At 54.6% G+C, this 20,811-nt stretch carries 14 protein-coding genes; 10 read left to right on the top strand and 4 right to left on the bottom strand.

Annotation, left to right across the window (positions count from 1 at the left end):
• Nucleotides 1-139: 139 nt before the first annotated feature.
• Entirely contained in the window at nt 140-1,222 is a 1,083-nt protein-coding gene (locus K2F33_RS20040; RefSeq protein WP_263878352.1) for a GntR family transcriptional regulator, read from the bottom strand.
• Nucleotides 1,223-1,743: 521 nt separating this feature from the next.
• Between K2F33_RS20040 and K2F33_RS20045 the strand changes: the two genes are divergently transcribed.
• The 8 genes from K2F33_RS20045 to K2F33_RS20080 all read left to right on the top strand — a co-directional run bounded on the left by K2F33_RS20045 (nt 1,744) and on the right by K2F33_RS20080 (nt 13,531).
• Nucleotides 1,744-2,661 carry an ABC transporter permease gene (locus K2F33_RS20045; RefSeq protein WP_412973932.1) on the top strand — a complete coding sequence of 306 codons (918 nt, stop codon included), beginning with the start codon at nt 1,744-1,746 and terminating at the stop codon, nt 2,659-2,661.
• 11 nt (nt 2,662-2,672) lie between these two features.
• Nucleotides 2,673-3,569 carry a carbohydrate ABC transporter permease gene (locus K2F33_RS20050; protein WP_089547852.1) on the top strand — a complete coding sequence of 299 codons (897 nt, stop codon included), beginning with the start codon at nt 2,673-2,675 and terminating at the stop codon, nt 3,567-3,569.
• Between the two features lie 78 nt (nt 3,570-3,647).
• Nucleotides 3,648-5,279, top strand: a complete 1,632-nt coding sequence (locus K2F33_RS20055; protein ID WP_263878354.1) for a type 2 periplasmic-binding domain-containing protein — start codon at nt 3,648-3,650, stop codon at nt 5,277-5,279.
• A gap of 61 nt (nt 5,280-5,340) precedes the next feature.
• Complete coding sequence (locus tag K2F33_RS20060; RefSeq protein WP_263878355.1) at nt 5,341-6,966, top strand: DUF4185 domain-containing protein; 1,626 nt, start codon at nt 5,341-5,343, stop codon at nt 6,964-6,966.
• 67 nt (nt 6,967-7,033) lie between these two features.
• Nucleotides 7,034-8,659, top strand: a complete 1,626-nt coding sequence (locus K2F33_RS20065) for a hypothetical protein (protein ID WP_263878356.1) — start codon at nt 7,034-7,036, stop codon at nt 8,657-8,659.
• A 72-nt stretch (nt 8,660-8,731) separates the two neighbouring features.
• Complete coding sequence (locus tag K2F33_RS20070; RefSeq protein ID WP_263878357.1) at nt 8,732-9,583, top strand: sugar phosphate isomerase/epimerase family protein; 852 nt, start codon at nt 8,732-8,734, stop codon at nt 9,581-9,583.
• A 196-nt stretch (nt 9,584-9,779) separates the two neighbouring features.
• Complete coding sequence (locus tag K2F33_RS20075) at nt 9,780-12,818, top strand: alpha-mannosidase (protein WP_263882397.1); 3,039 nt, start codon at nt 9,780-9,782, stop codon at nt 12,816-12,818.
• A gap of 44 nt (nt 12,819-12,862) precedes the next feature.
• Entirely contained in the window at nt 12,863-13,531 is a 669-nt protein-coding gene (locus K2F33_RS20080; RefSeq protein WP_263878358.1) for an SGNH/GDSL hydrolase family protein, read from the top strand.
• Between the two features lie 551 nt (nt 13,532-14,082).
• Here the strand turns inward: K2F33_RS20080 and K2F33_RS20085 are convergent.
• From K2F33_RS20085 to K2F33_RS20095, 3 genes are all read right to left on the bottom strand, one after another.
• Nucleotides 14,083-15,669: a PucR family transcriptional regulator gene (locus K2F33_RS20085; protein ID WP_263878359.1), complete on the bottom strand. Its 1,587-nt coding sequence runs from the start codon at nt 15,667-15,669 to the stop codon at nt 14,083-14,085.
• 170 nt (nt 15,670-15,839) lie between these two features.
• Complete coding sequence (locus tag K2F33_RS20090) at nt 15,840-16,376, bottom strand: chromate efflux transporter ChrA (protein WP_076171446.1); 537 nt, start codon at nt 16,374-16,376, stop codon at nt 15,840-15,842.
• Nucleotides 16,360-16,959 carry a chromate efflux transporter ChrB gene (locus tag K2F33_RS20095; RefSeq protein WP_263878360.1) on the bottom strand — a complete coding sequence of 200 codons (600 nt, stop codon included), beginning with the start codon at nt 16,957-16,959 and terminating at the stop codon, nt 16,360-16,362. The genes K2F33_RS20090 and K2F33_RS20095 overlap by 17 nt, the downstream gene beginning before the upstream one ends.
• Before the next feature lie 267 nt (nt 16,960-17,226).
• Here K2F33_RS20095 and ggt point away from each other — a divergent pair, with 267 nt between their 5' ends.
• Together ggt and K2F33_RS20105 are read left to right on the top strand one after the other, a co-directional pair.
• Nucleotides 17,227-18,807 (top strand): gamma-glutamyltransferase, encoded by a 1,581-nt coding sequence (gene ggt, locus K2F33_RS20100; RefSeq protein ID WP_263882398.1) that lies wholly within the window; start codon nt 17,227-17,229, stop codon nt 18,805-18,807.
• 189 nt (nt 18,808-18,996) lie between these two features.
• Nucleotides 18,997-20,676 carry a CocE/NonD family hydrolase gene (locus tag K2F33_RS20105; protein WP_263878361.1) on the top strand — a complete coding sequence of 560 codons (1,680 nt, stop codon included), beginning with the start codon at nt 18,997-18,999 and terminating at the stop codon, nt 20,674-20,676.
• Nucleotides 20,677-20,811 lie beyond the last annotated feature (135 nt).

Raw genomic sequence — 20,811 nt, forward strand, 5'->3', positions numbered from 1 at the left:
TATTATATGAACTTATCTTATAGAGTAGGAAGACATCTTCTGAACGGGAAAAGGGAACGGCCTTAGGCGGCCGTTCCCTTTTTAATTTATGGTTGGCTCAATTCATTATGTGAAAAATTCATAATAGAAAAGCAGAGCGTCATGGCTCTACGTTGGACTGGATCGACTCGCGGATGACGAGCTCTGTGGACAGCAATATTTTTTTGGATCCGCCGGACAAGTCTTTGCTGCTCTCAAACAGCAGTTTTGCCCCTTCATAGCCCAGCATCTCGAAGGGTTGATTGACGGTGCTCAAAGATACTTTGGCATATTTCGAGCTTTCTACGTCATCGAATCCCATGATCGATATTTGCTCCGGAATGCTGACCCCTTGCTGCGTAAGCTGCCCAATCACTTCGAGCGCGCGTCTGTCGTTGACGCAAAACAGGGCGGTGAGCTCGCCTCTTTCAATTTGCCGCAGCAGCTTCGCATAATCTAATTCCCGCTGAAGAAACAAGACATCGTCATCCGGCCCGAGCGAAGCGTCTGCCATAGCATGGCGGTATCCGTTGTACCGTTCGACCTCGGTGCTCAGATGAAAATCATATGCGGCGAAGCCGATCTTCCGGTGGCCCTGGGCGATTAAATACGCAACAGCCTCATAAGCGCCGTCATGGTTATTGCATGTAATGCAGTTGACCGGATAACCGGCAGGAAAGCGGTCGAGCATGACGAACGGGATCGACTTCTTCCGGATTTCGTTGAGGTACTCCCTTGCCGCGTCGGGATTGGCGGAATAAATCAGCAGCCCGCGGTTCTCGGACTGAATCAGCTTCAGGATCAGCTCCCGCTCCTGTTCGACATCATTTTCCACAAATTCAATGATAAGTTTGCATCCCTGCTGGTTCAGAAAGGATTGCACGCCTTTGATAATCTTCATATACGAACTGTCGTACATATCGTTGCCGGAAATGATAAAGGTCACGTAATTGGACGTTTGGTTGACTGGTTCTGCCGGATTGGCGACAAAGCTGCCTTTTCCCCTGATCCGGTAGATGACGCCTTCATTGACGAGCTCCGCCAATGCTTTCCTTACCGTAATGGAGCTGACATCCAGCAGCTTGGAGAACTCCGATTCGCTCGGAATCCGGTCATCCTTGCCAAGCTCGTTATTCTCGATTTGCGACAGTACATAATCTTTCACCAGCTGGTACTTGGGCAATGTTGTATCGTTCTTGCTCATGCAGGGTCACCTCTTATATAGACATATACTTACTTATCGTGCGTTGTTTGTTAAATAGTATACCAAGTAGTGCGTACTAACTCAACTTTATTGTATGAATCTGGGTTAAGCAGATGGGGTATCTATGCGATTTATCTTGAAATTTGTTGATTTTATCCGGAAATATCAGATTTGTACTGGTGTGAATGGATAGTATACTAACAACGTTGTATTAAAAACATAAATCTATATATTGACGACCAAATTAGTATGTGTTATCCTTCGCTTAGCATAATAACTCCGGGGAAAATGCATATGGTTTTACCTGCTTGATGAGTACGTTTAAGTTATGTCTAACCGTCTTTACCGTTGTAGTGACTCAAGCTTGCACACCTAATTGAAAGCGTTTCGATCTCGGGGAGTAGGTATTTAACAGCATGTATTGAATGCGCTTTCAAAGATGAACGTATCCGATGCGGTTTTTCGGTGAAGAACGGCCGGAGTTCAAGCGATGATTTGAAGTAACTAGAAAAGGGGTGTTTATGTTGGCGGCAACCAATAAAAAGCGATGGTCCAAACTGTGGAAACACCGATATCTGTACCTGATGGTGTTGCCCGGTATGATCACGGTGCTGGTCTTCAGCTACTTTCCGATGTATGGAATCACCATCGCCTTCAAGGATTACAACGCATCAAAGGGGATCATGGGAAGCCCTTGGGTCGGCTTTAAATATTTCACCACGTTTTTTCATGACCCGATGGCCTTCCGCGTATTAAAAAACACGCTGCTTCTGGGGCTGTATACGCTGCTGTGGTCGTTCCCTGCGCCTATTATCCTCGCTTTGTTGTTTAACGAACTGAGGAATAAGCATTTTAAAAAATTCGTCCAAACCGTTTCTTACTTCCCGCATTTTATTTCGGTGGTGATCGTTGCAGGGATGCTGAAGGACTTTACGGCGAGAGACGGCCTCTTCAACCAAATCATTACATACTTCGGCGGCACCCCGATCATGTTTCTGCTGGAGCCGGGATATTTCCGAACGATCTTCATCTCTTCCGGCGTATGGCAGGGAGTTGGCTTTGGAACAATCATCTACCTTGCCGCTTTGAGCGGGATCGATCCGACCTATTACGATGTGGCGGAAGTGGACGGAGCGAGCCGGTGGAAAAAGATCGTGCACATTACCTGGCCCTCGATCAAACCGACGACGATCATCCTGCTGATTTTCGCCTTGGGCGGAATTCTCGGATCCGATTTTCAGAAAATTATTCTGCTGTATTCGCCTGAAACTTACAGCGTGGCTGACGTCATTGGATCGTATGTATACCGTCAGGGGATCCTCGGCGCAAGATACGAGTATACCACGGCCATCGGATTATTTATGTCGGTCATCTCCTTTGTCATTTTATACATTTCCAATTGGGTCAGCCGCAAAGTCTCGGAGACGAGTTTGTTTTAGGGGGGATAATCTTGAGAAAAATCAGCTTCGGTTCCAGAGTGTTTGACGCCTTTAATATTTTCATCATGCTGTTGATCCTTGTCGTTGTGCTGTACCCCATTCTGAATATTATCGCTACCTCCTTCAGCAGCGGGAAGTACATCGCCTCGGGAAGCGTTACGATTTGGCCGAAAGGCTTTACCGTACAGGCTTACGCAGACGTATTTAAAGACTCGCTCATTTATAAGGGGTATCTGAATTCCATCCTTTACGCGGTAGGTTCTACCGGTATTATGCTGCTGTTTACCTCGCTGCTGGCTTATCCGCTGACCATTCCCGGATTTGCGGGAAAGAAATTTATCACCATCTTTCTGATGATCACGATGTTTTTCAGCGGGGGCTTAATTCCTACTTACCTGCTGATGCGCAGTCTGCATCTGCTTGACACGGTGTGGGTGATGATCCTTCCCGGCGCGGTTGGAGCTTACAATGTGTTTTTGTTCCGGACCTTCTTTTCGAATGTGCCGGCAGAGCTGAAAGAATCGGCGGTCATGGATGGAGCCAACGATGTCGTTGTCCTGTTCCGAATCGTCCTGCCTTTGTCGAAGGCACTGCTTGCGACATTTGCCTTGTTTGGTCTGGTAGGAAGCTGGAACAGCTGGTTTGAAGCGCTCATCTATCTTAAGGATCAGGATAAGTATCCGCTGCAGATGATTCTGCGAAACTATTTGTTTGCGCTGGATACCAACGCGATCCAAGGCAGGGTGGGCGCCGGCAACGTGGCTATCAATTCATCGGGCTCCTCACTTGATCCGAAAGCGATCCGAATGAGCGTCATCATCATTACGATGTTCCCTATTATGGCGATTTACCCATTCTTTCAAAAGCACTTTACGAAAGGGGTGCTGGTGGGAGCGATTAAGGGCTGACAGATATTTTCAACATGATGTAAGAGGAAAGATTCTTTTACGCCATATTTAATAAACAATGTTATAGGAGGAATTGGGATGGTTAAAAAAGCAAAAATGCTCAGCCTGATCCTGGCTTGCATGCTGGCCTTTTCCGTAACGGCCTGCTCCAAGTCCGACGAGACTTCCAAGGATTCTGCGGATGGCGACACGTTATCTTTTTCCGTAACGCTTCCGTCGAGCGGGGTGGACAACGAGAACAGCATGATCGGCAAGGAATGGAAAAAGCAGATGGAAGCCAAACTGGGCAAAAAACTGAATATTAAGTTTAATTATATTCCGTCATCGGAATATGACGAAAAAGTAAAGCTCATGATTGCGAGCGACGATTTGACGGATTTTTTCGTCACGCCATTATTTTACGATATCACGGACATGGCTGAACAAGGCCAAATTCTTGAGCTCAGCCAGTATAAGGATTTAATGCCCAACTATATGAACTATCTCAGCAAGGTGAAGAACGGCATGGCGCGTGTGACCAACTCTGAAGGAAAAATGTACTCTTTCAAGGAAACTTCGACGCCCAGATTTCCTCAGGATAAAGGCTTGCTGATTCAAAACGTATCCGCCTACAGATACGATGTATTCAAGGAGAAGAACATCAAAATTCCGGAAACGCTGGATGAATTTTATGACGCGGCCAAAAAGCTGAAACAGCTGTATCCCGATAAGTACCCGGTGGATACGAAGTGGAACAGTTTGAGATCGCTCTTCTCCGCGAATCACATCAAGGACGACATTTACTGGGATGGCAGCAAATACGTGTACGGCATTTTTAATGAAGGATATAAAGACGCCCTTCAGTTCGCGAACAAGCTGTATTCGGAGCAGCTGCTGGATCCCGAGTACACGATCGATACGGACGACACGATCCGGAAGAAGGCGATGAATGGCGATACTTTCATGTGGCTGACCCAGTGGTTTACGGAGCCGGGAGATTACACAAGAAACGCGGATGACGGCAAAATATTTGCAGTTTCGCTGTACCCGGACAATCCGAAGTACGGAAAGGCGTGGCAGGAAGCGACGAACGGAAATACCCCTGACCTGGGCTGGGCCACGTTCTGCATCAGCTCCAAAGCCAAAAATCCGGAAGAATTAATCAAGCTGATCGATTTACAATATTCCGACGAAAACATCAGGCTCGTGACTTGGGGAATTGAAGGAACGACCTACAAAATCGGAGAAGACGGCAATCCGACCTTTATGGATTCGTTTAAAACGGCGAAGGATCCATGGCTGGAAGGGGATAAGTACGGGATCCGGGCAAGCAAAAATTATAACCCGGGTTTGCAAATGGTCAACGATGCCAGAGCATTCGTAGATTTTGCCGCAACGGATTATACCGTATTTAACGGCAAGTATGAGGAAGTCCCGCTTGAAAAGTCGCCTTATCTGACAAGTCTGCCAATGCCGAACAATGATTATGTCCCTTCGTGGTACAGCGAGCCGGCCATCCAGTTCACACCGGACGAAAGCCAGGAAATATCCGAGATCATGAATCCGATCAAAACATTCGTTACGGAAGAGCAGGCAAAGTTTGTTGCCGGGAAGCAGAGCTTTGACAACTGGCCGAAATTTATCGATCAGGTTAAAAAAATGGGCGATATCGATAAAGTGTTGAAAATTTACAACGATGCGGCCCAAAGAGTCCTGTCCAAAACGTCCTAACCAACAGCATCGAGACCATTCCACCAATGACAAATCGACAAGAAGTCGGGAGGAAGCCGAGATGGTATTGAAGATGAAAATGTGGAAGCAGGCGGGTGCATGGACCTGCGCCGCGCTGCTGTTAGTTACAATGGCACCGGGTGTTACGCCGGCCCAGGCTGCAGGAAACAGCGCCGAGCAAAAAGCAGGCAGCACGTTGAAAGAGGTACAGGAGCCGTTCATGATCAAGGTCGTGGATGCCGAGACGGGCCGGGGCATTCCGCTTGTGGAGCTGAAGACGACGAATAACATTTTGTATTATACGGACAGCGCAGGCGTCGTGGCATTCGACGAACCGGGGTTGATGGATACGACGGTCTTCTTCCATATGTCCAGCGACGGCTACGAAATTCCCGCCGACATGTTCGGCAACCGCGGGCAGGTAGTCGAGGTTACGCCTGGCGGCAGTGTCACGCTGCAGATGAACCGGGTCAACATCGCCGAGCGGCTGTACCGGGTGACCGGCCAGGGCATTTACCGTGACAGTCTGCTGCTCGGTTTGAATACGCCGATTCAACAGCCCGTCATCAACGGTCTGATTATGGGCCAGGATTCCGTGCAGACGATCGAATACAACGGGAAGCTGTACTGGTTCTGGGGCGATACGGACAGACCCGCGTACCCGCTGGGAAATTTCCGCACGACGGGTGCGACGTCGGAGCTGCCGCAAAACGGCGGACTTGATCCGGATGTCGGTGTGAACCTGAAGTATTTTACCAAAGAGGACGGATTTGCCAAGAGCATGGTGCCGACGCTTCCCGACGGGGGAAACATGGCTTGGATTTTCGGTTTGATGACGGCAAAGGACAGCACGGGAAAAGAGCGTCTGCTAACTGGATACACGACGCTAAATCCCGACATCGTTGCGCGCGGCATCCTGGTCTTCAACGATCAGACGGAGCAGTTTGAACAGGCCGTCCAGTTCCCTTCCAAGGACGATTGGCGCCATCCGGGCGGTCAGGCAACCTATTACGAGGAGAACGGCAAGGGATACTGGCTGTTTACCGAGCACCGGATTCCGAACTTACGTGTGGCCGCCAGCTACGACGCCATCACCGACTATACCCAATACGAGTCGTTTACGTGCCTGACGCCGGGAGCGGCTTATGACGGCGCGAATACGTCTCTCGAGCGCGACCAGAACGGCAAGTTGGTATGGGGCTGGAAGAAGAACACCCCGGTGCTGACCCAGGATCAAGAAAAAGAATTGATCGGGTTTGGCCTGATCAAGGCGGACGACCCGCGCTACTATCAGCTGAAAGATGCCGATACCGGCGAAGAGGTTTCGCTGGCCCAAAGCTCCGTCGAATGGAACGATTACCGGCAGCGTTACGTGATGATCGGGCAGCAGGTGATGGGCAAAACTTCAGTTCTCGGGGAAATGTGGTACGCGGAAGCAGACTCGCCCCAAGGCCCCTGGACGACGGCGAAGAAGATCATTACGCATAACAACTATACCTTCTATAACCCGGCCCAGCACAAGTTCTTCTTCAAAGACGGCGGACGCGTCATTTACTTCGAGGCGACCTATACGAATACGTATACAGACCATACTCCAACACCGCGCTACAACTACAACCAGGTCATGTACAAGCTGAATCTTGACGATCCGCGGCTGGGTCTTGAGCCAGTTCAGAACCGCAAGTGATGGCTGATGCGGAAGCGGACATGATTCGCTGATCCCAATAGGGCACTCCGCCCAGGAGGTAAACGAAATGAAATGGAAGCCTTGGAAAAGCGCGGGCATCTGGACCTGTGTCATGCTGACGGTCATGACGGCGCCCGGCGCCGCGATGGCGGCTCAGGCGGAAGGGAATAGCGCCATGCCGGATGTAAGCAGCGCTAAGAAAGTGGTTCAGAAGCCGTTTATGATCAAAGTCGTGGACGCCGAGACGGGTCGGGGGATCCCGCTGGTCGAGCTGAAGACGACGAACAATATGTTGTACTATACGGACAGCGCAGGTGTTGTGGCTTTCAATGAGCCGGGCTTGATGGATCAAACGGTCTTTTTCCATATGTCGAGCGACGGCTATGAGGTGCCGACAGACATGTTCGGTTACCGCGGCCAGGCTGTTGAAGTGACGCCCGGTGGAAGCGTGACGCTGAAAATGGACCGGGTCAACATTGCTGAGCGGTTATACCGGGTCACCGGTCAAGGCATCTACCGGGACAGCGTCCTGCTTGGCCAGAAGCCGCCGGTCAAGGAGCCGCTCCTGAACGGGCTCGTGATGGGTCAGGACTCCGTCCAAACGATAAAGTACCGCAATCGGCTGTACTGGTTCTGGGGCGATACGGACAGACCCGCTTATCCCCTCGGGAACTTTCGTGTGACGGGTGCCACTTCGAAGCTGCCGGAAAAAGGCGGTCTCGATCCCGATACCGGCATCGATTTGGATTACTTTACGAAAGAGGACGGTTTCGTTAAAAGCCTGGTTCCCCAGCTGCCTGACGGTGCCGGCATCGCCTGGGTGTTCGGCTTGATGACCGCCAAGGACGGCAGCGGGCAGGAACGCCTGCTCGCCGGTTACAGCACGCACAATCCCGAGCTCAGCGCCTTCGGCATTCTTGCCTTTAACGACGAGAAGAAGGAGTTCGAGCAGGTCGTTCAGTTCCCTTCCAAAGACGATTGGCGCCATCCTGGCGGCCAGGCGGCTTATTACGAGGAGGACGGCAAGGGCTACTGGCTCTTTACCGAACACCGGATGCCGAACCTGCGCGTGTCGGCAAGCTATGATGCCATCACCGACTATACCCAATACGAGTCGTTTACGTGCCTGACGCCGGGAACGACTTACAACGGGGCCCAAACATCCCTTGAACGCGGCGCGGACGGCAAGCTCGTATGGGGCTGGAAAAAGAACACCCCGCCGCTCACCCAGGTTCAAGAGAAGGAGCTGATCGATGCCGGGCTGATTCAGGCGGACGATCCGACCTACTTTCAATTAAAAGACGCCGATACCGGCGAAGAGGTTCAAATCGCTTCAAGCTCCATCGAATGGAACGATTACCGGCAGCGTTACGTGATGATCGGGCAGCAGATGCAAGGCAAGTCCTCCGTGCTCGGAGAAATCTGGTACGCGGAAGCTCCCGCGCCTCAAGGACCTTGGACCACGGCTAAAAAGATCGTCACGCATAACAACTATACTTTTTATAACGTGGCCCAGCATAAGTTTTTCAATAAGGAGGGCGGCCGGATCATCTACTTCGAGGGCACGTATACGAATACGTTCACCAATCATGTCCCGACGCCGCGTTATAACTACAATCAGGTCATGTATAAGCTCGACTTGGCCAATCCGAAGCTTGGGCTGACGCCGGTCCAGGGAACGAGTGGTTCATAGAGCGCCGGGCTGCTCAGGCAGATTGCATTGGGATGGAGATTTTTTTCAAACAACAGTGAGGAGGAATATCACATGCTGAAGGGATTGACGCTTGCCGGTTTGGGAGCAGTCGAAAGTGAAGAGAGGTTCATCGAATTGGCGGGTGAGGGCGGTTTTCAAGCGGTTGACATCGATGCCCGGGGATTGATCGAGCGGCTGGGAACAGAGGGGGCTGCGGCTAAGCTTGAGCGGCACAGAGTCGTCGTCGGCGCGATCGGCCTGCCTGTGGAATGGAGGGCGGGCGAGGACGAGTTCCTCGCCGGGCTGCCTGGCCTGACGGAAGCTGCTGCCGCAGCCCGGGCGCTGGGCTGTACGCGCTGCTGCACGTACATTCTGCCATCGACCGACGCCAAACCGGCGCACTTCATGGCGATCGCCACCCGGCGCCTCCGCATCTGCGCCCAAATCCTCGGCGCCTATGGCATCAGGCTCGGACTGGAATTCGTTGGTCCGCATCATCTGCGGACGGCGTGGAAACACCCTTTTATCTGGACGATGGAAGAGACGCTGGATTGGGTCGAAGCGATCGGTGAGCCGAATGTCGGCCTGCTGCTGGATGCGTATCATTGGTATACGAACGGTCTCTCCGTAGACGACATCGAGCGGCTGCAGCCGCAGCAGATCGTTCATGTGCATATCAACGACGCACCGGATCTGCCGGTCGAGGCCGTGCTGGATAACGGGCGTCTGTACCCTGGGGAAGGCGTCATCGACCTGGAGGGCTTTTTAAGAGGGCTGCAGCGCATCGGATATGACGGTATCGTATCGCAGGAAGTGCTGACGCCGGCCATGCCGGAAGACACGCCGGAACAGCTGATTCGCCGCTCCAAAGCCGGGTTCGATCGCGTATTCTCCGCTGCCGGAATCGGTGCGGGAGGCAGATGAGTCCGATGGAGCGGGCGGTAACATCGTATTTTGTACACGGATACCATGGCGGGATTCAGGGGCATATGCCCCTTGGATCCTGACCAGACCTCTCGTGTGAACCTGTCGCTGCAGCAGCATGGTCTCGCCACGCTACGGTACAGCGGCATCCGCTGCAACCCAGATCAATTCATAGGATGTGATCCGTCATTTGGATATGAGAAAAGAGATTCTATACCATGTTGAGAAGCTGCTGAAGGATAAAAACCGTTACATGTATACCGTGGTCTCGCCGGTCGATTTTACCTGCTTTGTCACGAAGGAGCGGCTATCCTGCAGGGAAATGGAGAGTAAACGATTTGAGGCGATCGAGCCGGGCGACCGGTGGGGCGGAGACTGGACGTATGCATGGCTCCGCTCTTCCGTTACCGCTCCCATGGAAGCCGAGGGCAAACGTTTGGTCATCCGGGCCGATTTCGGTTCGGAGGCGACGGTCTACGTGAACGGAATCGTACGGGGGGCGCTGGATCTTCAGCACCATGACGTGACGTTAACACGCATCGCTAAGGCCGGCGAGCGGTTTGAAGTCGCTGCCGAGGCGTATGCCGGCCATTCGGGCATCCAGCCGGTGCTTGGGGAATCGCAGCTTTGCCTTTTTGAAGAGGAAATCTATCAATTTTATATCGATTTGGAATGTTTGGTTCAGGTCAGAAATCATATCGATCCGGATTCGCTGCGCGCGGCGGAAATCGACCGCGGGCTGACGGAGGTCGTCCGGACGATCGACTGGGGGCTTGCGAAGGATGCGCTGACGGATAACGTTCGCAAGTGCCGGCAGCGGATGGCGCCGCTCCTGGAATGCGTAAACGGATCGACGGCGCCTTTGCTGTACCTCATGGGGCAGTCCCATCTCGATATCGCCTGGTTGTGGCCGATGGAGGAAACGAAGCGGAAAATCGCCCGGACGATGTCCAATCAGCTTGCCCTCATGGAGGAATATCCCGATTACCGCTACGTCCAGAGCCAGCCGTACTTGTTCCAGCTTGCCAAGGACCTGTATCCCGAGTTATACGCGCGCATCCAACAAGCGGTGAACGAGGGCCGGATCATTCCGGAAGGCGGCATGTGGGTGGAATCCGATACGAATCTGCCCGGCGGGGAGAGCCTGATCCGGCAAATACTTCACGGCAAGCGCTTTTTCAAGGAGGAGTTCGGCAAGGAAAACGAAATGCTGTGGCTTCCCGACGTGTTCGGATACTCCGGCAACATGCCGCAAATTATGAAGGGCTGCGGGCTCCGGTACTTTGCTTCCGTGAAAATGTTCCAGACGTACGAGAACGTGTCGGACCCGTTTCCGTACAATACCTTTCTTTGGGAAGGGATCGACGGCTCGCAGGTGCTGACCCATCTGCTGGATTATGGCGATTTTCCGATTCGGGTCAATCCTTCGTTTCTCATCAGGCAATGGAATGATCGGGTGCAGAAGGACGGCATTGCGACAAGACTTGTACAGTTCGGCCACGGCGATGGCGGCGGCGGGGCGAACCGGGACGACTTGGAATTCCTCCGCCGGCTTGAAAATTTGGAGGGCGTGCCGCGTATGGTTCACGGCTCGCCGATTGACTATTTTGAGGATCAGATCGAAAGAGGTGTTCCGGATGCCAAATATGTCGGGGAGCTGTACTATCCGGCGCACCGGGGAACCTATACGACGCAGGCTCAGATCAAGCGGCTAAACCGGAAGGCGGAGGTCGGGCTTCACGAGGCTGAAATATGGGGTGCCGCAGCCAGCCTGCTTCAGCACCGGGCCTATCCGTACGAGAAGATGGACCGGTTGTGGAAGAAGCTGCTGCTGCATCAGTTCCATGATATTTTGCCGGGCACGTCCATTCACCGCGTCCATGAGGAAGCGCAGGCAGAGTTGACGGAATTGAACGGGCAAGTCGATGCGATGGCTTCCGGCTCAAGAGAGGTGCTTGCGGGTAGCGGACGCTCCGGTGTTACGGTGTTTAACTCGCTCTCCTGGGCAAGGAAAGAGCTGGTTGTCCTGCCCGAAGGCGTAGAAGGTATCGCGGACCGGGACGGAAAAACGCTCCCTGTGCAGCGGCATGACGGCAAACGTTACGCCGAAGTCGAGACGCCGTCTGCGGGATGGGCGGCATACTCGGTTACTGCGGGTGACGTAACGCCGGAAGCGCCAGGACAAGCTGTCCTAACGGCTACGAAGTCGCATCTTGAGAACGAATACTTAGCCATGGGGATAAATGAATACGGTGAGATCGTCAGCATCCTGGACAAGGAGACCGGAACGGAATGGACGGCGGGACATTGCAACGCCATGAAGATGTACCGCGATCAGCCGTCGGCGTTCGATGCGTGGGAGATCGACCGCGGCTATCAGACTGCTCCGGTCGCGTTGGATGAGAAGGCCGAAGTCTATGTCACCGCTGAGGGGCCCCTGTTTGCCAATATCCGCGTTGAGCGCATGCTTCATCAATCCAAATTAATTCAGGATATCCGGATCCGGGCCGGCAGCCGCCGCATTGAGTTTCATACGACGGTACATTGGCATGAGAAGAACAAAATGCTGCGGGTCGATTTTCCTGTACGTGTCCATGCGAACGAATCGTTACAGGAAATTCAGTTCGGTTACGTCAAACGGCCGAATCATGCTTCCAGGCCCCACGATGCCGACCGGTTCGAAGTATGCCAGCATAAGTGGGCGGTGCTTGCGGAGAGTAACCGCAGCTTTGCGCTGCTGAACGATTGCAAGTACGGGATCGCCGTGCAGGACAACACGATGAGCTTGACGCTGCTTCGTTCGCCGACGCATCCGGACGAAACGTCGGATCAGGGAACGCACAAGTTTACGTACGGATTCTTTGTATGGAATGGGTCATTTCTGGACAGCCCCGTCGTTCAGGAAGCGTATGAGCTGAACTATCCGGTAAGCCTCGTGCACAGCGGAAACCAGGCGGGTCATAAATCTTTCCTGCAAACGGATCAAGCCAGCGTAATTACAGAGACGGTCAAGCTTGCCGAAGACGGATCGGGAGACTGGATCATCCGGGCCTATGAGTGCAAAGGTGCCACCGTATCATGCGGATTCACCTTTAACCTCCCTGTCAAAACAGCGTACGAAACCAATATGCTGGAGGAAGTGACGGCCGATCTGCCGGTTGCTGAAGGGAAGCTGAAGCTGGATTTCCGCCCTTTTGAAGTGAAAACGATTCGGCTTGTGCTGCTTGATGCGTAGAAAAGGGTGTAAAAGGAAAACAAAAGATGGGAGGAAGCGCGAAGATGAAGATGGACAAAGGACAGCGCCTGGTCATGATCGGCGATTCGATTACGGACTGCGAGCGTAAATTCCCTTACGGGGAAGGGTTGTTTCAAGGCGTAGGCAAAGGGTATGTGTCGCTCGTGGACACCTTGCTTCAGACAGCGTATCCGGAGCTGAACCTGCGGGTCACGAACATGGGAATCGGCGGCAACACGGTCAGGGATTTGAAAGAAAGGTGGCAGACGGACGTACTGGATCTAAAGCCGGATTGGCTGTCCATTATGATCGGTATCAACGACGTGTGGCGGCAGTTCGACCAGCCGGCGATTCCGGAATCGCATGTGCTGTTGGAAGAGTATGAACATACTTTGGTGGAATTGGCGGAGCAGGCGCTCCCAGGCCTCAAAGGGCTTGTCATCATGACTCCGTTTTATATCGAACCGAACTCCGGAGACGGGATGAGACGGCGGATGGATGAGTACGGCCGGGCGGCCCAGAGGGTTGCCGAGCGCGTCGGTGCGTTATTCGTGGACACACAAGCGGTGTTTGAGCCGATGTTGGGCTACGTACATCCTACTGCAATCGCATCGGACCGAGTGCATCCGAGCCTGACCGGCCACATGCTGATCGCACGAGCCTTCCTGCAGGCAATCGGCTTCGATTGGAAGCGTTTGAGCGGTGAGGCTTGACTCCGATAACTGTCAGGATATGAAAAAAACAGATTCAGAATCAAGCATCGGAAAGTGATCGCAGCTGGATACGGTGTTAATATAGCATTATGTGAAAAATTCACAACAATATCAGCTTAAGGGGCGAGCGTATTTCATACGCTTGCCTTTTTCAGCTTATATACTCCGGTTTATTTACTGATAGCTACAACGGTCATGTTTCTTTGGCGCCGATCACGAAGGAAGAATACGAAACAACGGTGAACGTGCTCAGCCGCTTGATCCGACACATGAACGCGACGATCACTAAGGACTAACCGGATTAAATATATTAAAAAATCAATATATGAAAAATTCACAATAGTAAACATGATCATATTCGTATCTAGACCATACCTGCCTAAAACATCATTTCTGCGGATCTATACCGGAAAAAAAGGCGGCTGGCGCCTGATATTTACCGCCTTATCGCAAAAGCATCCTCCTGACCGGAGCGGCCGGTCTAAGGGGATGCTTTGTTGCGAATTTATAACGTGCTTGCTTGTGGGGCAGCGGGACCGTCCCGCTTCCGTTTACGTGCGCAGCATATCCCGGAACATTAGGACCAGTTTCAGCCGCAGTAGATGGTGATAATCCTTGAAGTCGACCTGAAGCAGCTCACTGATTTTCTCGAGCCGGTAGGCGGCGGTGTTGCGGTGTATAAACAGCTGCTTGGCGGTTTCGTGGATCTGTCCGTTGTTCGCCATGTAAAGCTCCAGCGTTCGCAGCAGCTCTTGGGCGGAGTCGGGGGCTCGGTCCTGAAGCGGGACCAATGCCATTTCGACGAACTGCCGCATTTTATGAACCGGAACGGATTGGAAAATATAAGAGATTTCCACGTTGGCAAACTCGACGACAAAAGCGTCCAGGTTGAGCCGAGCGGCCGTGTCGCGGGCGTTCTGGCATTCACGGTAAGCCGCTTCCAACTGATCGGGCCGGGTTTTGATATGGCTCACCGTCATGCGCAGATGCCTGCCGGCTTTGGCGGCCTGCTCGAAAAAGACACGTGTCAACAGCTGAGGCAGCTTGCCGGAGCTTCGCGGGAGCTCAGAAGGAAAGATCGAGAGAATGGTGTCCTCGAGTTGAAAATGCAAAGGTGATAAATCCTTGAGCATCGGATGATAATGGAATTCCTGCTTGACGCTCTTGAGCAGATGGTCGGCCCGGCCGGTGTATTCGGGATCGCATGTGGTAAGCACGCATTGGAAAGAACCGCTGCCGAAAGGGATGCCGTGGCTGGAAGCACAGGCAACGAGCTCTTCGGCGGAGACTTGCTGCTTGAGGTAGTTTTTCAGCATTGCCGCAAATTCGTTCTGGGTGGATTGGGTGAGATCGTTGCGTTCGACCGCGTTCAAATGGTAGCCGATAATTTCGGCCGCCTGATGGTACAGCCCTTCCTCCTCCTTCATCGGAATGCCGGGAGGAAGCCGGAAAATCGCCCGGCTGTTAAAATCATGGTCCTGGCCGGGGCTTTTCAGGGGCACGCACAGCAGTCTTCCCTGCTCGCAGCGGAGCCACTGCGGCGTATCTTTGAGCTGGCGTTTTTTGAGCAGCTGCATTTCGTCTGTGGTCAGGGTGCTGAAGAGCGTTTGGCCGCGCATGCCGGTGACGGCCAGAGGCACGCCGAGAATCTCGCGGATCCGGTCAAACAGGCGGCCCGTATCAACAGGGGATAGGGCGAAGCGGATGAGCTCCTTTTGTTTGTCCAGGACGTTTTGCAGGAGGAGCGTGTTCTTTTGCAGTTCGGCATTGAACAAGCCTTTCATTTGATCCGAGAACGTAAACGGAAAGGGAAGCTCGATAAGGGGAAAACCGAGGCGGTCTGCTTCCTGAAGCATTTCGTCGGGGACCGAAGCCCAGAACCGTCCAAGCTTGATACCAATTCCCGCCGCCCCTTTGTCAACCAGCTTCTGCAGCAGGCGGACCCCATCCGCGGGATTGTCCTTGATCAAATAGGCCGTCGTGAACAAGATATCCCCTTCCCGGACCCAGTCCGAAATATCGGGTGCATCCATCACGTTGACCGATTTGACGATGCGGTTCAAACCACTGCGGCCTGCGGTCAGTTTACCTTCAGAAAGCGGGTAAATGGTGAGTGCATCTTCGATGGTCAAATACATACAGTCATCATCCTTTCGCAACTGAACTCTGTCGAAACCCGAAACGTACAAGGTAAGCCCTTGGGGAAGGGCTGTACCGGATTGAATTCAATCATCGGGAAAGGCGGTTACTGCAACAGGGGATAGAATCGGACGGCCGTCCGGGTTCGCTCAGGTTACGGAGGGGAGGACTATCTCCCCAGAAAGATGCCTCCGTAAACAAAAGCGCCCACGATGACGAGCGCGGGATGAACTTTGCGGCGCTGCATCAGCCAGTACGAGATGAGGGCGATAGCGCCGAATTGGATCCAGCCGATGGAGAGTATCGACTCTTTGGAGCTTTGAATGGTGAGCTGCAGCATCATGACGGCGATGACAGGCTGCACGAGCAGCGTCATGCCCTTGACGGCCTGGGACTGCTTGTATTTCTGCAAAATTCGCATCAATACGATCAAGGCGACCGCGGAAGGCACGACGGTGGCGGCTTCGGCGGCAAGCACCCCCATCCATCCGGCCGCATCATAGCCCACGTAAGCGGCGATCTTCGTCGCGATCGGTCCGGGGAGCGAATTGCCGAGAGCGAGCATGTTGGAAAATTCGGCGCCCGAAAGCCAGTGGTAATGCGGCACGATCTCCCGGTACATGAGCGGGATGGAGGAGGGGCCGCCGCCGTAGCCGAATACGTTGGCTAGAAAGAAGCCGATGAGGAGTTCAATCCATGTCTCCATGGCGGCGTTCCTCCTTCCGCTTGCGGGTTTCTTTCAGCTTGCCCATAACTATAAAGTGTACCGAGCCATAGGCCAGCGCGATCGCAATCAGGATCGCCGGGTGCAGCTGCACCCACTCCAGCAGGACAAACGCGATGACCCCGCAGGCGAGCGCCATATATTTGCCAAGGCCTTTGACTGCCTTTTCGCCGAACTCGTAACACATTTGACCCAGCATGACGGCCACGACCGGAACGACCGCTTCGATCATGCCATGGATGATGCGGGACGAACTGAATACGTCGATAAAAGAGACTAGGGCGATCATTGCAACCGCAGTGGGTAGAATATGGGCGAGCAGCCCGACCAGCGCACCGAGCGTCCCTTTCAGGCGGTAGCCGAGATAGGCGGCCAACTTGGTCGCGATCGGACCGGGCAGCGTGTTGGCGATGGCCAGCACCTCCCCGAATTCCTCATCAGCCATCCACCTGTACCGGGAGACGGCCTCGTGCCGGATGAGGGGGACGGTCGACGGACCGCCGCCATACCCGAGAATTCCGGTCCGGAACATGGCGAGGGATAATTCTGCGTATGTTTTCAGCATGGTGCACTTCCTTCCTTGTCTATCAACTATTCTGACATTTCATCTCGGATTCGGGTAGGATGCGAGGGTCGCATTCTATAGGCACAGCTCTGGCATCATGGGAAAGGGAGCTGGACCGTTCCGATGCTGATGATCATCCGTGCGGCACTGATGTTATTTAAATTTACACTATAACGGTTTTCCTTCAGGATGAAAAGTAGTTATTGCCAAAAAATCCTGATGCATGTTAATTTAGTTAACAATTTAAGGATGCAGGAGGGATGAATGATGAGGCAGGCTTCAATCGGCACGAAAACGATGGTGGTCAGCCCCCATGCACTGGCATCAGCCGCGGGTGCCCGAATACTGGAAAAGGGCGGGAATGCCTTCGACGCTGCGGTTGCCGTCAGCAGTACCCTGGCGGTCGTGTATCCGCATATGACCGGGCTGGGCGGCGATTCATTCTGGCTGTTGTACAGTCCCGGAGAGGGTGCAGTCCGGGGTTACAACGGAAGCGGCCGCTCAGGGTATAGGGCAGTGCCGGAAGCATATGCCGGCGAGCAGGCCATCCCGACGCGGGGGATCCGCAGCGTACTGACCGTTCCCGGCATGGTGGACAGCTGGAGCGCTATTCTGCGCGAGTATGGTACCCTGCCGCTTGGGGACGTCCTCGAGCCGGCAATGACTTACGCCGGAGCGGGCTATCCGGTATCCCGCAGCCAGTACGCCAATACGAAGCTGTGCGCCGGGCTGCTGGCAGCGAATCCCTATTCGGCTGCAGCGTATTTGCGAGGCGGCGGTGTCCCGCCGGCAGGCACCCGCTGGATCCAAAGCGGATTGGCCCAAAGTTTGCGCCGGATCGCGTCGAATGGCCGGGACGAATTTTACCGGGGCGGATTAGCCCGGGACATCACGTCATACATCCGGAAGTCCGGCGGGCTGCTGCTGGCGGACGATTTCGCCGATCATGAGGGCAATTGGGTTACCCCGCTCACCGGTTCCTATCGGGATCTTGAGCTGTATCAGCTTCCTCCGAATTCGCAAGGGTTTACGGGCATCGTGATCGCCCAAATGCTCGAACATTTTGATTTTAACAGTATTCCGCACGGTTCGGTAGCATTTTACCACGTACTGGTCGAGGCGGTGAAGCTGGCTTTCCGCGACCGCAACCTCGAGCTCACCGATCCGGATTTCCGAAATATTCCGGTGGAGCGCTTTCTGGATAAGGCCTACTGCAGGGAATTGGCGGGACGCATAAACCGCGATTCGGCCGCTCCGCTCACCGCCGAACCGCTCGGCAGCGATACGGCGTATGCCGCCGTAGTGGACGGGGACGGCAACGCCGTTTCTTTTATCCAAAGTCTGTACTTTGAATTTGGATCGGGCGTGACGGCTGGGGAAACGGGCATTCTGCTGCAGAACCGCGGCTCGTTTTTCTCCCTGGACGAGTCTTCCGCCAACCGGCTTGAACCGCGGAAACGGACGTTTCATACCCTGATGCCTGCCCTCGCGCTCAAGGACGAGAAGCCTTATTTGCTCTACGGCTCGATGGGAGGGGAGGGGCAGCCGCAGACGCAGACGGCGCTCCTGACCCGGATCGTCGATTACCGAATGGACCCTCAGGAAGCGATTAACGAACCTCGATGGGTGTGGGGAAGGACATGGGGCGAAGCCTCCACGGAACTGAAGATGGAAGCCAGGGTGGGGGAGCAGGTGCTCGGCGGGCTAGCTGCCATGGGGCATGAGGTTCGAAAAATCGGCGACTGGGATGCCTTGACCGGGCATGCGCAGGCGATCCTTCTGGACGCTCACGGTTTTCGGATCGGCGGCTCGGACCCCCGCTCCGACGGAGCGGCGATCGGCTGGTAATTCACCATATCATAAAGAAGTTATGAAATATGACATAGATAAACGGATTCCTTGTGGCCGATGTCCAAATATCGGCCTATTTATTGTGCTTCGTCACAAAGATGCCTTCTGAACCGTTGTAGACTCCTGTATTGTCTGTTATAAAATGTAACATCTAACGAAAAACAGAATCGCAATGGGGGGACAGCCGTGGAATTCGGACATGTGAAAGTGGAGAGGAAAGCAGCCTGCGTCATGCGGGACGGCATCACGCTGTATGCCGACGTTTACCGTCCGGCGGAGGAAGGAACATACCCGGTACTGCTGATGCGGCAGCCGTACGGCCGGAAAATCGCCTCAACGGTTACATACGCCCATCCCGTTTGGTATGCTGCGCGGGGGTATATCGTCGTCATTCAGGACGTACGGGGACGCGGGGATTCGGAGGGAGAGTTCACGCCATTCGTGAGCGAAGCCGAAGACGGCTATGATACGGTCGAATGGGCCGCCGGGTTGGAAGGGGCCAGCGGAAAGGTCGGCATGTACGGCTTTTCCTACCAGGGAGCGACGCAGTGGGCTGCCGCTTCGCAGCATCCGCCGCATTTGGCTGCCATCGCGCCTGCGATGACTGCGGCCGACCTGTACCACGGCTGGATGTACACATTCGGCAGCTTCGATCTGCAGAGCTGCCTGCCCTGGGCCTATCAGCTGGCCAGGGATACGGCGAGAAGGAAGGGCGACACGGAAGCCGAAGCGGCGTGTTCCCGCGTGATGAGCGATCCTTCCGGTGTGCTGGCCCAACTGCCGTTGGCGCAGGGGCACCCGCTGCTCGAAGCCTACCTCCCCGCTTATTTCGATTGGTTGGGCCATCCCGCGTATGATGAGTATTGGTCCCGGCTGAACTGGCTGGACGCCTTCAAGGAACAGCCGGTTCCGGCGCTGCATATCGCGGGCTGGTACGATTTTCTGCTGGAAGGTACGCTGCAGTCTTACAATGCACTTCAAGCACAGGAGGGCAAGCCGGACTGCTTCCACCGTTTGGTGGTCGGGCCATGGACGCATATTCCGTGGGGCCGCAAAGCCGGCGGAACGGACTACGGACCGAAGGCGGACGGCAATATCCACCTGGAACAACTTGCCTGGTTCGACTATTGGCTGAAGGGCGAAGGCGGATCAGCCCTGAAGGAGCGGCAGCCGGTCCGTTATTATGAAGCCGGCAGCGGCGTTTGGGTCGAAGCCGAAGCGTATCCGGCCGGAGCGGAGGGCGACAGCCGGTGGTATTTAACCGGAACGCGGCTGCCTGCGAACGGGGCTTCCGGCGGCGGCCGGCTCGCTGCGGATGCAGGCGTGGAGCCTGGCCGGGCGGCGGACGTGTTCGTCTACGACGCGCGCCTGCCGATGCCGCTTCGCTCGGTGCTGCCGCAGGACCGGAGCGCCCAGCAGGACCGCTTCGAAATCCTGGTGTATACCGGGGAGCCTGCCGGCGCGCCGCTGCGGATCCTCGGCGCCCCTGAGGTAACCGTCTCCTGCCAGGTAATGGACGGTCCTACCGACCTTACCGCCATCCTCACACAGGTCACACCAGCGGGCGAAGCGAGGTTTCTGTCCGTGGGGCGCACGGAGATCGGCGCATCCGGTGGCATCAGCGGCTGGGAGACGGCGACGATCCGGATGCGGCCGCTGGCCGCCGAGCTCCCGGCCGGTTCGATGCTCCGGCTGGAGCTGAGCGGCAGCGCATACCCGCTGCTGCTTCGCCACCCCAACGGCATTCCGCTGCAGGAAGCCGCAAGCCAAGGGCCGGATGCGCTGCAGATTGCCACAGTGGCGGTGGATGCCAGTGGAGGCGCCTCGTGGCTTCAGCTGCCGATTTTTGGTGACACCTCGGAATAAAGCGGACTATGAAATGAACCATTGCGTGACAAACGGAGCGGGAGCTTGCATTCAAACGGTTATTGCCCAGCCGGGTCGAACGCATACGCCCTTTATGTCCTCAGAGCCTGGCGCACGAGAGTGCAGAAGTAGATA

It is taken from the genome of Paenibacillus sp. PSB04 (assembly GCF_025809195.1).
Classification (GTDB): domain Bacteria; phylum Bacillota; class Bacilli; order Paenibacillales; family Paenibacillaceae; genus Paenibacillus_AQ; species Paenibacillus_AQ favisporus.

Coding starts and splice junctions, on each gene's coding strand:
- K2F33_RS20040 (WP_263878352.1), bottom strand. CDS start 1,222: ATGAGCAAGAACGATACAACATTGCCCAAGTACCAGCTGGTGAAAGAT.
- K2F33_RS20045 (WP_412973932.1), top strand. CDS start 1,744: ATGTTGGCGGCAACCAATAAAAAGCGATGGTCCAAACTGTGGAAACAC.
- K2F33_RS20055 (WP_263878354.1), top strand. CDS start 3,648: ATGGTTAAAAAAGCAAAAATGCTCAGCCTGATCCTGGCTTGCATGCTG.
- K2F33_RS20060 (WP_263878355.1), top strand. CDS start 5,341: ATGGTATTGAAGATGAAAATGTGGAAGCAGGCGGGTGCATGGACCTGC.
- K2F33_RS20065 (WP_263878356.1), top strand. CDS start 7,034: ATGAAATGGAAGCCTTGGAAAAGCGCGGGCATCTGGACCTGTGTCATG.
- K2F33_RS20070 (WP_263878357.1), top strand. CDS start 8,732: ATGCTGAAGGGATTGACGCTTGCCGGTTTGGGAGCAGTCGAAAGTGAA.
- K2F33_RS20075 (WP_263882397.1), top strand. CDS start 9,780: ATGAGAAAAGAGATTCTATACCATGTTGAGAAGCTGCTGAAGGATAAA.
- K2F33_RS20080 (WP_263878358.1), top strand. CDS start 12,863: ATGAAGATGGACAAAGGACAGCGCCTGGTCATGATCGGCGATTCGATT.
- K2F33_RS20085 (WP_263878359.1), bottom strand. CDS start 15,669: ATGTATTTGACCATCGAAGATGCACTCACCATTTACCCGCTTTCTGAA.
- K2F33_RS20090 (WP_076171446.1), bottom strand. CDS start 16,376: ATGGAGACATGGATTGAACTCCTCATCGGCTTCTTTCTAGCCAACGTA.
- K2F33_RS20095 (WP_263878360.1), bottom strand. CDS start 16,959: ATGCTGAAAACATACGCAGAATTATCCCTCGCCATGTTCCGGACCGGA.
- ggt (WP_263882398.1), top strand. CDS start 17,227: ATGAGGCAGGCTTCAATCGGCACGAAAACGATGGTGGTCAGCCCCCAT.